General features: G+C 72.5%; 14 protein-coding genes and 1 pseudogene. 8 read left to right on the top strand and 7 right to left on the bottom strand.

The window, feature by feature from the left end; all coding sequences use genetic code 11:
- Positions 1-359 precede the first annotated feature (359 nt).
- Positions 360-1226: a PHP domain-containing protein gene (locus ACIHCL_RS21870; RefSeq protein WP_399864091.1), complete on the top strand. Its 867-nt coding sequence runs from the start codon at positions 360-362 to the stop codon at positions 1224-1226.
- A 207-nt stretch (positions 1227-1433) separates the two neighbouring features.
- Positions 1434-2039: a MarC family protein gene (locus ACIHCL_RS21875; protein ID WP_399864092.1), complete on the top strand. Its 606-nt coding sequence runs from the start codon at positions 1434-1436 to the stop codon at positions 2037-2039.
- 76 nt (positions 2040-2115) lie between these two features.
- Here ACIHCL_RS21875 and ACIHCL_RS21880 read toward each other — a convergent pair whose 3' ends face one another.
- On the bottom strand, positions 2116-2268 hold the full coding sequence (locus tag ACIHCL_RS21880) for a hypothetical protein (RefSeq protein WP_399864093.1): 153 nt from the start codon (positions 2266-2268) through the stop codon (positions 2116-2118).
- A 159-nt stretch (positions 2269-2427) separates the two neighbouring features.
- On the opposite strand from ACIHCL_RS21880, the gene ACIHCL_RS21885 reads away from it, so the two are divergent.
- Together ACIHCL_RS21885 and ACIHCL_RS21890 are read left to right on the top strand one after the other, a co-directional pair.
- Positions 2428-2565, top strand: a complete 138-nt coding sequence (locus tag ACIHCL_RS21885; protein WP_399864095.1) for a hypothetical protein — start codon at positions 2428-2430, stop codon at positions 2563-2565.
- Complete coding sequence (locus tag ACIHCL_RS21890; RefSeq protein ID WP_399864096.1) at positions 2562-3458, top strand: NYN domain-containing protein; 897 nt, start codon at positions 2562-2564, stop codon at positions 3456-3458. The genes ACIHCL_RS21885 and ACIHCL_RS21890 overlap by 4 nt, the downstream gene beginning before the upstream one ends.
- A 142-nt stretch (positions 3459-3600) precedes the next feature.
- On the opposite strand, the gene ACIHCL_RS21895 is transcribed toward ACIHCL_RS21890, so the two are convergent.
- The gene (locus ACIHCL_RS21895) at positions 3601-4485 is read right to left on the bottom strand and encodes an alpha/beta fold hydrolase (protein WP_399864097.1); all 885 of its coding nucleotides are present in this window, start codon (positions 4483-4485) and stop codon (positions 3601-3603) included.
- 291 nt (positions 4486-4776) lie between these two features.
- The gene (locus tag ACIHCL_RS21900) at positions 4777-6651 is read right to left on the bottom strand and encodes a DEAD/DEAH box helicase (RefSeq protein WP_399864098.1); all 1875 of its coding nucleotides are present in this window, start codon (positions 6649-6651) and stop codon (positions 4777-4779) included.
- A 473-nt stretch (positions 6652-7124) separates the two neighbouring features.
- Here ACIHCL_RS21900 and ACIHCL_RS21905 point away from each other — a divergent pair, with 473 nt between their 5' ends.
- Positions 7125-7859: a ferritin-like fold-containing protein gene (locus tag ACIHCL_RS21905; protein WP_399864100.1), complete on the top strand. Its 735-nt coding sequence runs from the start codon at positions 7125-7127 to the stop codon at positions 7857-7859.
- Between the two features lie 144 nt (positions 7860-8003).
- Here ACIHCL_RS21905 and ACIHCL_RS21910 read toward each other — a convergent pair whose 3' ends face one another.
- From ACIHCL_RS21910 to ACIHCL_RS21925, 4 genes are all read right to left on the bottom strand, one after another.
- Positions 8004-8276 carry a hypothetical protein gene (locus ACIHCL_RS21910; protein ID WP_399864101.1) on the bottom strand — a complete coding sequence of 91 codons (273 nt, stop codon included), beginning with the start codon at positions 8274-8276 and terminating at the stop codon, positions 8004-8006.
- A 219-nt stretch (positions 8277-8495) separates the two neighbouring features.
- Positions 8496-8723 (bottom strand): DUF3107 domain-containing protein, encoded by a 228-nt coding sequence (locus ACIHCL_RS21915; protein ID WP_399864102.1) that lies wholly within the window; start codon positions 8721-8723, stop codon positions 8496-8498.
- A 210-nt stretch (positions 8724-8933) separates the two neighbouring features.
- Positions 8934-9575: a TetR/AcrR family transcriptional regulator gene (locus ACIHCL_RS21920; protein WP_399864103.1), complete on the bottom strand. Its 642-nt coding sequence runs from the start codon at positions 9573-9575 to the stop codon at positions 8934-8936.
- 168 nt (positions 9576-9743) lie between these two features.
- The gene (locus ACIHCL_RS21925) at positions 9744-9959 is read right to left on the bottom strand and encodes a hypothetical protein (protein WP_399864105.1); all 216 of its coding nucleotides are present in this window, start codon (positions 9957-9959) and stop codon (positions 9744-9746) included.
- 289 nt (positions 9960-10248) lie between these two features.
- Between ACIHCL_RS21925 and ACIHCL_RS21930 the strand changes: the two genes are divergently transcribed.
- The 3 genes and pseudogenes from ACIHCL_RS21930 to ACIHCL_RS21940 form a co-directional block, all read left to right on the top strand.
- Positions 10249-11208, top strand: a complete 960-nt coding sequence (locus tag ACIHCL_RS21930) for an alpha/beta fold hydrolase (protein ID WP_399864106.1) — start codon at positions 10249-10251, stop codon at positions 11206-11208.
- An 8-nt stretch (positions 11209-11216) separates the two neighbouring features.
- On the top strand, positions 11217-12575 hold the full coding sequence (locus tag ACIHCL_RS21935) for a DUF3152 domain-containing protein (RefSeq protein ID WP_399864107.1): 1359 nt from the start codon (positions 11217-11219) through the stop codon (positions 12573-12575).
- A gap of 96 nt (positions 12576-12671) precedes the next feature.
- A pseudogene (locus ACIHCL_RS21940) lies at positions 12672-12859 on the top strand (ABC transporter ATP-binding protein); the annotation flags it as partial.
- Between the last annotated feature and the right edge of the window lie 201 nt (positions 12860-13060).

Consider the following 13060-nt stretch of genomic DNA (forward strand, 5'->3'; position numbering starts at 1 on the left):
GCGGGACGGCGCACCCCGTCCGACGGTGTGCGCGACACGGTGGGGGAGTGCTGGCGTGCGCGGACGTTCCGGCGACGCGGCGGACCGCCGCCGGGGTCGTCGTCGTGTGCCTGCCGGCAGCCGGTCTCCGGGCGTGGCCGGGCACTGGTTGAATGCCGGTTATCCTGTGAATGTCCCCATGAGGGTGCTGAAGATCCTGGTCGGCCTCAACGGCTTCGCTTCACACCTGCGGCCTCACCGGCAGGGCGTGACGACCCGCTGTGAGGCCGCTTCGCCGCCCGCGCGCACCAGATCTCCCTCGCCGGTCCGGCCAGGATCTTGAGCACCCTCCGTCCGCCCCGAGCACTGGAGTACGCGTCGTGCGCATCGACCTGCACACCCACTCCACCGCATCGGACGGTACGGACAGCCCCGCCGAACTGGTGCAGCGCGCCGCCGCCGCGGGCCTCGACGTCGTCGCGCTCACCGACCACGACACCGTGCGTGGCCACACCGAGGCGGTCGCCGCGCTGCCCGCGGGGCTCACCCTCGTCACCGGCGCCGAGCTCTCCTGCCGGATCGACGGGGTGAGCATGCATCTGCTGGCGTACCTCTTCGACCCCGAGGAGCCCGAGTTGGCCCGCGAGCGCGAGCTGGTGCGCGACGACCGCGTGCCGCGTGCCCGGACCATGGTGGGCAAGCTCCAGGCCCTCGGCGTGCCGATCGAGTGGGAGCGGGTCGCGAGGATCGCCGGGGACGGTTCGGTCGGCCGGCCGCACATCGCTGCCGCGCTCGTCGAACTCGGCGTCGTCGAGACCGTCTCCGACGCGTTCACGCCCGAGTGGCTCGCCAACGGCGGACGCGCGTACGCCGAGAAACACGAACTCGACCCCTTCGAGGCGATCCGCCTGGTCAAGGCCGCGGGGGGCGTCACCGTCTTCGCCCATCCGGCCGCCGTCAAGCGCGGGCAGGTGGTACCCGAGTCGTCGATCGCGCGATTCGCCGCCGCCGGGCTCGACGGCATCGAGGTCGACCACATGGACCACGACGAGCCGGCCAGGGCCGGACTGCGCGGGCTCGCCCGGGAGCTGGGACTGCTGACGACCGGATCCAGCGACTACCACGGCGACCGCAAGCCCATTGCGCTCGGCGCGTACACCACCGACCCCGAGATCTACGGCGAGATCACCCGGCGTGCCACGGGAGCCTTCCCGGTGCCGGGCGCCGGCGGCCCCCGGCCCGTCTGACGGCCCGCGCAGCCCGGCCGGACCCGGGGGCCGAGTGCGGCGCCGTGCGGCACGCCCCGGAGCCCGCCCGTTCTGCCCGACTCGCCCGTCCACCCCGTCCCGTCCCCCGTACCGCTTCCGCGCCCTCCCGGCCGCCGGGGGCCGCCTCACGGCCCCCGGCGTGCGATTCCCGGGCCGGTCCCCCTCCCTCTTCGTGCAAGGCTCACCGTGTTCGACATCGCTGTCTTCGGATCCCTTTTTCTCACCCTTTTTGTGATTATGGATCCGCCGGGTATCACCCCGATCTTCCTCGCCCTCACCGCGGGCCGCCCCGCCAGGACCCAGCGCAAGATGGCGCTCCAGGCGGTGACGGTCGCCTTCGGCGTCATCGCGGTCTTCGGTGTGCTCGGCCAGCAGATCCTCGACTATCTGCATGTCTCCGTGCCCGCCCTGATGATCGCGGGCGGGCTGCTCCTGCTGCTCATCGCGCTCGACCTGCTGACCGGCAAGACCGACGAGCCGACGCAGACCAAGGACGTCAACGTCGCCCTCGTACCGCTGGGCATGCCGCTGCTCGCCGGGCCCGGCGCCATCGTGTCGGTGATCCTGGCGGTGCAGCACGCCGACGGCGTGGGAGGCCAGATCTCGGTCTGGTCGGCGATCATCGCCATGCACGTCGTGCTCTGGCTGACCATGCGCTACTCGCTGGTGATCATCCGGATCATCAAGGACGGCGGTGTCGTCCTGGTGACCCGGCTCGCCGGGATGATGCTCTCCGCCATCGCGGTGCAGCAGATCATCAACGGTGTCACCCAGGTCGTCCAGGGCGCCTGACGGCGTGCGGACACCACGGCGCCCCCACACGGATCCGTCCGTACGGGGGCGCTACGTCTGTCTGCGTCGTCGTGCGTTACACGGCCGAGGAGTCGGCCGGGCGGATGTAGATGCGCTGGCCCGTCGCCGCGGCCTGCTGCACGATCCGGTTGACGGAGGCGGCGTCCACGACGGTGCTGTCCACGGCGGTACCGTCGACATCGTCGAGGCGCATGATCTCGAAGCGCATATGGCTTCCCTTCGTCTGATCCTCCTGCTGGAGAACTGCTGGAAGGACGGGTGACCCGTCCACAAGGATGGGAGCGCCCGACGCCCATGTCCTGCGCTCCATGACATGGGAAACGACTTGCCCACTACAAACATTCCCTACGCTAAGGAAAATTTTTGGATGTCTAAGCATCAGCAGGCCCTCGGGCACGCGACGGTGATGACGCGCGCACCGGGGCACACCACCGGGCCCTCGGCGGGGCATGCCATCGACCGCACGCCGAGGGACGCGACGAAGCGCATGACGAGGTCCGCATGAGCGAGGCAGGGATCCGCGAGATCCGCGACCGCCTGGACCGGACGAACCAGCTGCTCCAGCGGGTGCTCGTCGAAGTGTCGAGGACCCCCTCGACCCATGCGATCTTCGTCGACGCCGGCTATGTGTACGCCGCGGCCGGCCTGCTCGTCACCGGCACCGAGGACCGCCGGTCCTTCGACCTCGATGCGGAAGGGCTGATCGAGGCGTTCATCGACAAGGCCCGCACGATCTTCGCGGACAGCCGGCTGCTGCGCGTGTACTGGTACGACGGGGCCAGGCGCCGCATCCACACCACCGAGCAGCAGTCCATCGCCGAACTGCCCGACGTCAAAGTCAGACTCGGCAACCTCAACGCCAACAACCAGCAGAAAGGCGTCGACTCGCTGATCCGCAACGACCTCGAATCGCTCGCCCGGCATCGCGCCATCAGCGACGCGGCACTGGTCGGCGGCGACGAGGACCTGGTCTCCGCGGTCGAGGCGGCACAAGGCTACGGGGCCCGGGTGCACCTGTGGGGCATCGAGGCCGGGGAGGGGCGCAACCAGGCCGAACCGCTGCTCTGGGAGGTCGACAGCCAACGCACCTTCGACCTGGACTTCTGCCGTCCGTACGTCACCAGACGCCCCGTCACCACGTACGAGGACGACACCCCCGCACCCTCCCGCGAGGACGTCCGTTTCGTCGGCGCGCAGATCGCCGCGGCCTGGCTGGTCGCGCGGGGCCGCGAATCCCTCGTCGAACTGTTGCCCGGCCACCCGTATCTGCCCGGCTCCGTCGACCAGGACCTGCTCGTCGAGGCCGAGCGGTTGCTCCAGCACTCGTTGCGCGGCCACGCCCATCTGCGGCGGTCGCTGCGCGACGGCTTCTGGCAGCACGTGCAGGCGCAGTACTGAGCGGACCGCTTCGCCGAGCCCCCGGCGTGTCCCGGGCGGATGCCGGGCACGCCTCGGTGGGCCCGGGTACGCCTCGGCGGCCCCGGCACGATCAAGGCAGGTCGCGAGCCGGGTTCAGGAGCGCAGGTTCAGGAGCGTGGGCTCAGGGGTGCGCTGCCGTCCGCAGGCCGTCCCAGAAGGAGGCGAGCGCGCTCGCGGTCCGCTCCGGGCGGTCCGTGTTCGGCGAGTGCTCGGCGCCCTCGATCCGGGTGCGGTGCGCGCCCAGCCGCCGGGCCATCTCGTCCAGCAGCGGCACCGGCCAGGTGTCGTCGCGTTCGCCGGAGAGCACATGGACGGGCAGGGCCGTGGCGGCGAGTTCGGCCACCCGGTCCGGCTCGGTCGCCAGCTGGCGACCGGTGGCGATCAGCTGGGCGGGCCGGTGGCACAGCCAGCGTCGGCGCAGCGCCTCGCCGTTGGGCACCATCTCGTCGGGCGGATCGAAGGCGCGCAACGCCTCCCACACGTCGGCCATGGTCATGGTCGCCAGCGCGTCGGCGAGCAGCTTCACCTTGACCTGCTGGGCCTCGGTGACCTGGGCGGGGCCGGACGACATCAGCGTCAGCGAACGGAACGGCGAGGCATCGAGCAGGACGGCGGCACGGGCGATCTGGCCCCCGAGCGAATGCCCGACCAGGTGCACCGCGCCCCCGTCCCCGTCCCCGCCCTCCTCCCCGGCCCGGAGGGCGGACGCCTGCGCGAGCACGTCGCGGGCCAGCTCGTACTGCGCGTAGATCTCCTCGCGGTCCGTGCCGCCGGTCTCGTACTGCCCCCGGCCGTCCACGGCGACGATCCGGTACCCGGCGGCACCGAGCGGTTCGAGGAGCGTGACGAAGTCCTCCTTGCTGCCCATGTAGCCGGGCAGCAGAAGGGCGGTGCCGTGCGTCACGCCCGGCGGCACCACGTCCAGCACGGCGAACTCGCCGCGCGTGGTGCGCAGCCGGTGGGCGCGGGCGCAGGGCGGTGGGGTGAACGTGTGCGGCCGACTCATGGGACGAGGTTATGTCCTGGGACACCGAATGGGCAGGACGGCCGGCGCGTGAGCCGTGGGGGCATCGGCCGGTCCCGGACGTGTCCGGCATGTCCCGCCCCACGGGTGAACGGCCACGGGTGAACGGCGGCAGGTGCCGGAAGCGGCCCCGCACGGACCGCGCACGGCCGCCGCCCGACCCCTTACCCGCTGGAGGTCCCCCGTGACGGGGGACCGTGACGGGGCCCGTGGCACGGAAACGCGTCCGGTCCGGGACCAGGTCCCGGACCGGACGCGTGAGGTGTCGTCGGCTCAGCCCTCGGTGGCCGTACCGGCGGCAGCGGCACGGGCCGTCCGGCGCCTGCGCGGCTTCGCCTCGGCGTCGGTGGCCGGGGCCTGCGCCCCGGTCCCGGCCACGGCCTCGGTCTTCGAGGAGGCGCGGGTACGGCGGCGGGGCCTGGTCTCCGGGACGGGCTCGGCGATCGGCGCGATCTGGAAGTCGACCTCGTCCTCGACCGGCTTGGCCACGCGAATGCGGCGGCGCGGCCTGGTCACCGTCTGCGCGGGCGCCGGCTCGGCGACGGGGGCGGTCTGGAAGTCCACTTCCTCCGCCACCGGCCGCGCCACGGCGGCACGGGTGCGGCGGCGGCGCGGCTTAGCCGCGGCCTCGGCCTCGGCCTCGGCCTCGGCCTCGACCGGGGCCTGGGCAGCCGGAGCTTCGGCCGCCTGAGCCGTGTTCACCGCCGCCTCGGCAGCCGCGGCGGGGGCACCGGCGCGGGTGCGGCGACGGCGGCGCGGCGTGCGCGGCTGCGCCGGGGCGTCGGCCGCCTCGGCCTCACCGGCCGGGGCAGGCACCGTGGCCGTGGGCGCCGTGGGCGCCGTGGCCGTGGTCTCCTGCGTGGAGGCGGCGGCGCCGCCCCGGGTGCGACGGCGCTGGCGCGGCGTGCGCGGCGCACGCTCCTCGCGCGCGGTGGAGGAGCGGCGGCCGCGACCGCCCGTCTCGCCGAGGTCTTCGATCTCCTCGGCGCGCAGCCCCGCACGGGTCCGCTCGGAACGCGGCAGCACGCCCTTGGTGCCGGCCGGGATGTCGAGCTCCTCGTAGAGGTGCGGCGAGGTGGAGTACGTCTCGACCGGGTCGTTGAACTTCAGGTCGAGCGCCTTGTTGATCAGCTGCCAGCGCGGGATGTCGTCCCAGTCGACCAGCGTGATCGCGATGCCCTTGGCACCGGCGCGACCGGTCCGGCCGATGCGGTGCAGGTACGTCTTCTCGTCCTCCGGCGACTGGTAGTTGATGACGTGGGTCACACCCTCGACATCGATACCGCGGGCCGCCACGTCGGTGCAGACGAGCACGTCCACCTTGCCGTTGCGGAACGCGCGCAGCGCCTGCTCGCGCGCCCCCTGGCCCAGGTCGCCGTGGACCGCCCCGGCGGCGAAACCGCGCCGGTCGAGCTGTTCGGCGATGTCGGCGGCGGTGCGCTTCGTACGGCAGAAGATCATCGCGAGCCCGCGGCCGTCGGCCTGGAGGATGCGGGCGACCATCTCCGGCTTGTCCAGCGAGTGGGCCCGGTAGACGTGCTGCGAGATGTTGGCGACGGTCGCGCCCTCGTCGTCCGGCGAGGTGGCCCGGATGTGCGTGGGCTGCGACATGTAGCGCCGTGCCAGGCCGATGACGGCGCCGGGCATGGTCGCCGAGAAAAGCATCGTCTGACGCTTCTGCGGAAGCATGGTGATGATCTTCTCGACATCGGGCAGGAAGCCCAGGTCGAGCATCTCGTCGGCCTCGTCGAGCACCAGTGCGCGGACGTGCGAGAGGTCGAGCTTGCGCTGCCCGGCCAGGTCGAGCAGCCGGCCCGGTGTGCCGACGATCACGTCGACGCCCTTCTGCAGGGCCTCGACCTGCGGCTCGTACGCGCGACCGCCGTAGATCGCGAGGACGCGCACGTTGCGCACCTTGCCGGCGGTCAGCAGGTCGTTGGTGACCTGCTGGCAGAGCTCGCGGGTGGGGACGACGACCAGCGCCTGCGGCGTGTCGGTCAGCTCCTGCGGCGCGGCGCGGCCCGCCTCGACGTCCACGGGGACGGTGACGCGCTCCAGCAGCGGCAGGCCGAAACCGAGGGTCTTCCCCGTGCCGGTCTTGGCCTGGCCGATGACATCGGAGCCGGAGAGGGCGACGGGGAGCGTCATCTCCTGAATGGGGAACGGGGACACGATGCCGACGGACTCAAGTGCCTCGGCCGTCTCGGGGAGAATCCCGAGTTCTCGAAACGTAGTCAGGGTGCTGCCTCTTCTGTGAGACGCGGCCCGAGGCGAACGCTGGGGGTCGTACCGTGCCGAGGGTGGTCATCCGGCCGCGGATGGGCCGGGTGGCGCGGGACCACTGCCGTCGCTCGAGCGCTCGTGCCGCTGAGGGGGTCCCTCATCTGCGGTCGTACGTGCCGTACGACCCGCGCGGAGGGCTGTCGGGTCGGAGCCGATCGGGCCACCGACCGGGCATCCTCATTCAATTCGCGCCGCAGATGCATCCAAAATACTCAGTAGCGCAATACCACTGTACCCCGGATTCGCGCATGTGTGTTGGGCGAATTCGTCGGATCGGTGGGATGTCACTGGCTGACCAGGACCTTCCGTCCACCGCCGGGCGGGCTATTCTGCGCTCCATGGAGACGCCTGACAACGCCAACGAAGCCCCCGAAGCCACCGGAGTCGCCGCCCAGGACTGGGCCGCCGCGTCCGCGGAGCCGCAGTACCGAGAGGCGGTCGTGGACCTGCTGGGAGCGCTGGCGTACGGGGAGCTGGCGGCCTTCGAGCGGCTGGCCGAGGACGCCAAACTCGCGCCGACGCTCGCCGACAAGGCGGAGCTGGCGAAGATGGCCGCCGCGGAATTCCACCACTTCGAACGCCTGACGGAACGGCTGACCGCGATCGAGACCGATCCCACAAGCGCGATGGAGCCGTTCGCCAAGGCCCTCGATGAATTCCACCGGCAGACCGCTCCGTCGGACTGGCTGGAGGGCCTGGTCAAGGCATATGTCGGTGATTCGATCGCCAGCGACTTCTACCGCGAGGTCGCCGCCCGACTCGATTCGGACACCCGTTCCCTCGTTCTCGCCGTCCTCGATGATACGGGGCAGGCCGACTTCGCGGTCGAGAAGGTGCGTGCCGCGATCGAGGCCGACCCGCGTGTCGGCGGCCGGCTCGCGCTGTGGGCGCGTCGGCTGATGGGGGAGGCGCTGTCGCAGGCGCAGCGGGTCGTGGCCGACCGTGACGCGCTGTCGACGATGCTCGTGGGCGGAGTGGCGGACGGTTTCGACCTCGCGGAGGTCGGGCGGATGTTCTCCCGGATCACCGAGGCGCACACGAAGCGGATGGCCGCGCTGGGGCTCGCCGCTTGAGGGCTGTCCCGTAAGCCCCGGTGGGTGCGCGACGCCTGCCGGGCGGCGCGACGGGGCGGACGTCGCAGGGAGGGGCACGGGTTCCTCCACGCGCCGTGCGTGCCGTACGGACCCGTGCGTGCCGTACGGACGGGCGCGGCCCGCTCAGACCGCCGCCGACCGCCTCAGCCCGCTTCGGCTCCGCGGCCGGACCAGCAGCGAGAGCGTCACGGCCCCGACCGACGCCGCGCCGATCAGCGCGACCGCGAGATGTCCCGGATCCAGCACCGAGCGCATGAGGAACACACCGAACAGGGCCCCCAGGGCGCCGGTGGTGAAAACGACGCGGCGGGACGGGAGCCGGTCCGGCAGGGAGCGGAGCGCCACCCAGGCGAGGGCGAGTCCGAGCACGACGGCGCCGAGAGGTTCCAGGATCACAGGTGATCACCTCGCTGGTTGCGGGGCTGGTGGAGCGGTCACCTGCGGTACTACCCGAGCGGCGCGGAGAACAACCCTCCCCCGACCGGTGCCTCCCCGGCCCGGGCGGTTCTCACGGGCCGGGGAGGCACCGGTCGGCGGAACGGAAGCGGAACGGGAAACGGCCCGGCGGGATGTCCCACCGGGCCGCCTCCACGGCCACTGCGCCAGGCGTGTCGCCTACAGCGTGCCGAAGCCCACACGGCGCGTGCTGGGCTCGCCGATCTCCACATACGCGATCCGGTCGGCCGGCACCAGGACCTTCCGGCCCTTCTCGTCCGTGAGGCTGAGCAGCCGCGCCTTGCCGGCGAGAGCCTCGGAGACCGCGCTCTCGACCTCTTCGGCGGAAAGCCCGCTCTCCAGAACGATCTCCCGGGGCGAGTGCTGCACCCCGATCTTGACCTCCACGGCTATGTCCCTCCGACGGTCAGTTCCTGCGCGGTGAGCCGCGCCGTACCAGCACACATTAGCCCGGTGAGGGGACGCTTCAGGGGCTCATGGGCCATGCCCGCAGCGAACACGCGCGCCCGGTGCGGCGCGCGCGGACGCGGACGCCGCCGCGCGCGCCGCACCGGGTACGCCACCGGGCCGGTGGCGACGGGGCGCTCCCCTGCGCGGTCAGTGCTGATCGGTGCCGTGCAGCGGGAAGCCCGCGATACCGCGCCAGGCCAGCGACGTCAGCAGCTGCACCGCCCTGTCGCGCGGAATGGACGACTGGCTGGAGAGCCAGTAGCGGGCCACCACCTGGGAGACCCCGCCCAGACCGACCGCGAGCAGCATCGACTCGTCCTTGGACAGGCCCGTGTCACCCGCGATGACGTCGGAGATCGCCTCCGCGCACTGGAGCGAGACCCGGTCCACGCGCTCGCGGACCGCGGGCTCGTTGGTCAGGTCCGACTCGAAGACCAGCCGGAAGGCGCCGCCCTCGTCCTCGACGTAAGCGAAGTACGCGTCCATCGTCGCGGCGACGCGCTGCTTGTTGTCCGTCGTCGACGCCAGCGCCGTGCGGACCGCCTGGAGCAGCGACTCGCAGTGCTGGTCGAGCAGGGCCAGATAGAGCTCCAGCTTGCCCGGAAAGTGCTGGTAGAGCACCGGCTTGCTGACGCCGGCGCGCTCCGCGATGTCGTCCATCGCGGCGGAGTGGTAGCCCTGGGCCACGAATACTTCCTGCGCGGCGCCCAGCAGCTGGTTGCGTCGGGCGCGGCGAGGCAGCCGTGTGCCTCGTGGACGCGCCGCCTCGGTCTGCTCGATGGCTGTCACGCCGCCTCCCAAAATCATGATCGGACACGGCATTTCCGTGCACGTTGCGCCGTACAGCCATCGTACTTTCGGGTAACCCGGGCATGCGCGGCGCGGACGCAGAATTTCACGGACCGGACGGCTGCGGTAGCCGTGGATTCCCTGATCAGCCGGGCAAAGTGGGGCGCACTAGCGGTAATCGTCCTCATCCTGTGTCACCACACGGGCCTGTTCCAGCGCGTCCGCCACGTTCGCGTTCCCCCGGTCGATCTCCGTGAGCGGTTCGTCGCGGCGCTGCTGGACGTCGGTCCGCTGTTCGGCCGCGTCCGCGCGGGGCGTCTCCTGGTCGGGTTCGTCGGGCTGGACGTCCTCGAAGGTCTCGGGGTCACTGGGGTCGACCGTCATGGCCGCTGCCTTCCTCGTTCGGAGTCACGGGGCTGTCCCGTCGTCGTCGACGGGCCCGCGAAGGCTGCCGGGCCGCCGCGCCATGCCGCCGGAACGCCGGAATACATCCAGTATGCGGGCGTTTTCCGGGCTCGGGGTGCGGGTCGGGGCGCGTCGCGCCGGATGCCGGGGTGTCCGTGTCCGGCGCCCGGGTGATCCTCGGGATCCGGGAGCCGTCCCGGGCGGGTGCCGTACGGTCTGTGACGGCGAACACATGAACCGGGGTGTGATCGTCTCGTAACATTGCCGCATGTCTTCGACCGAGCTCCCGGGGCCGAGCGCCGCCGCGGTGGCCCCCAACGTGAGCACCGTCGGGGTAGTGGAGGGGGAGGAAGTGCGCTCCGTCGCCCTGCCCGGGCTGACGCTCGCCGTCCGTTCCCTGCCGACGGAGCGGGCCGGACTGCCACCCGCGCTCTTCGTGCACGGGCTCGGCGGCTCCTCGCGGAACTGGTCGGCGCTGATGCCGCTGCTCCAGGAGGTGGTGGCGGGCGAGGCGCTCGACCTGCCCGGGTTCGGCGACTCGCCGCCGCCGGACGACGGCAACTACTCGGTCACCGGGCACGCCCGCGCCGTGATCCGTTTCCTCGACGCGGCGCAGCGCGGGCCGGTGCACCTGTTCGGCAACTCGCTCGGCGGCGCCGTGGCCACCCGGGTCGCCGCGGTGAGACCCGATCTGGTGCGCACGCTGACCCTCGTCTCGCCCGCGCTCCCCGAGCTCCGGGTGCAGCGCACGGCCCTCCCCACGGGACTGCTCGCGGTGCCGGGCGTCGCGACGCTGTTCGCCCGGATGACCAGGGAATGGAGTGCGGAGGACCGCACGCGGGGCGTCATGGCGCTCTGCTACGGCGACCCCGCACGCGTGTCCGAGGACGGCTTCCGCGACGCGGTGGCCGAAATGGAACACCGGCTGGGGCAGCCGTACTTCTGGGACGCGATGGCGCGCTCGGCGCGTGGCATCGTCGATGCGTACACGCTGGGCGGGCAGCACGGACTGTGGCGCCAGGCCGAGCGGGTGCTCGCCCCGACCCAGCTCGTGTACGGCGGACGGGACCGGCTCGTCTCGTACCGGATGGCACGCAGGGCGTCCGCGGCCTTCCGCGACGCGCGGCTGCTGACGCTGCCCGACGCCGGGCACGTGGCGATGATGGAGTACCCGGAGGCGGTGGCCCACGCGTTCCGGGCGCTGCTCGACGAACTCGGCGGGAGCTGATCCGCGGCGTGGGACGACACAGCCGAAAAGGGCCCGAACGCGCCGGGCCCGACATCGAGTCGGCCCGCGCGGAGGCGGGCGAGGGCCGGGAGGACGTACGGCCCGGCAACGGTCGGCGCCGCAGGCCGACCGGCGTGACGGCCGGCGGGGAGGGACCTGTCTCGTTCCCGCGGACCGGGCACGTCCGCGGCGGTCACCCCGAGCACCGTGAGCCGGGCGGCGGTTGGGGGGACGTGTCGACGCCGGGGCGCCCCGCCGAGGGCGAACGGCCCGCGCCGGGCCGGCCGGTGGGCTCGAAGCGGACGGCGGGTCCGGCAGCGGCGGACCCGGCACGCGCGGTGGGCCGGACGGAGACGTCGGGCCAGGCGCGGACGGTGCCGCCGGGCGCCCCGACCGAGGGGACCGGGCCGCTGATACCGGGACCGCGGCGCGAGTTCGTCAAGGCGTTCGACACCCCGACCGCCCTGCCCCCGCCCCCGCCCCATGGGCCGGGCGCGTCGGCCGACCGCGCCGCCGAGGGCCCCGGCGACGCCGCGGAAGGCGGGGACGGCAAGGAGAACAAGGGGATCAAGGGGCGCACCTTCACCGGTATCGCGGCCGCCGCCGTGACCACTGTCCTCGCGGTGGTCGTGGCCGGGCAGGTCGCCCACGACGAAGCGGGCGCGAACAGCACCGCGCGATCGGCGGGCGTGGACCGGGACGACACCCGCGACGCCTCCCGCTCGGACGACCGGCCGACCCCGCCGACGGCCCGGACCAAGCCCCTGACGTACGAACAGAAGATGGCCAAGGCGTACCCGCTCGCCCCGCGGCTGCGGGGCTCGGGGAAGCTCGACACCGTCCCCGGAACGGCGAAGGCCCCGGGCCGTGGGCACAAGTACCGCTACCGGATCGACGTCGAGCAGGACCTCGGGCTCGACCCGGAGCTCTTCGCCCGAGCCGTCCAGGAGACGCTCAACGACGACCGCAGCTGGGCGCATGACGGCGCGATGACGTTCGAGCGGATCTCCTCCGGCGACCCCGATTTCGTCATCACCCTGGCCAGCCCCGGCACCACCGCGGACTGGTGCCGCAAGTCGGGCCTGGACACGACCGAGGACAACGTCTCCTGCGACTCCGCGGCGACCGAACGCGTGATGATCAACGCCTACCGCTGGGCACAGGGCTCGGCGACGTTCGGACCGGACGAACTCTTCGCCTACCGCCAGATGCTGATCAACCATGAGGTCGGCCACCGACTGGGACACAACCATGTGAGTTGCCGCACGCCGGGGGCGCTCGCTCCGGTGATGCAGCAGCAGACCAAGTCCCTGGACATCGACGGCATCAAGTGTCGACCCAACGCCTGGGTGCATCCCGGAAGTTGAGATGGAGCGAGGGGGCGGCGGATGCGCAGTCCGTCGTCTCCGAACGCGCCGCCTTCGACGGTGTTCGCCCTCGCTCGCCGTCCGCCCTCGCTCGCCGTCCGCCGGGTCGGCGACCGGGGCGGGGTCATGCGGCGGGGCCGGATCGTCGAAGAGGGGAGGGCGGGCCGGGTGCACTCGGCCCCGCGGGCCCGTACACCGAGCAGTTCCTGGCAGCCGTGCCCGCGCTCGATCCGGCGCTCGCGGCGGTGCGGCGCGCGGCGCGCAAGGAGCTGGCCGTCACCTGACTCTCCGTGTTTGGGAGATGTCTTAGCGCAACAGAACGTCGTTCGGTCAGGAAAGTTACGTCGGTTCACCCCTTTCGGTGGTGGGGGGGGCCCACCCCCCCCCCCCCCCCCCCCCAACCCCAAACCGGCGGGCCGCGGGGCCGGGGCCCCCCCCCCGCGGCCCGCCCCCACGGGGAGAGGGGGGGCGCGCGGGCGGGTAGG

The sequence above is a fragment of the Streptomyces sp. NPDC052042 genome (assembly GCF_044548345.1).
Lineage (GTDB): Bacteria > Actinomycetota > Actinomycetes > Streptomycetales > Streptomycetaceae > Streptomyces.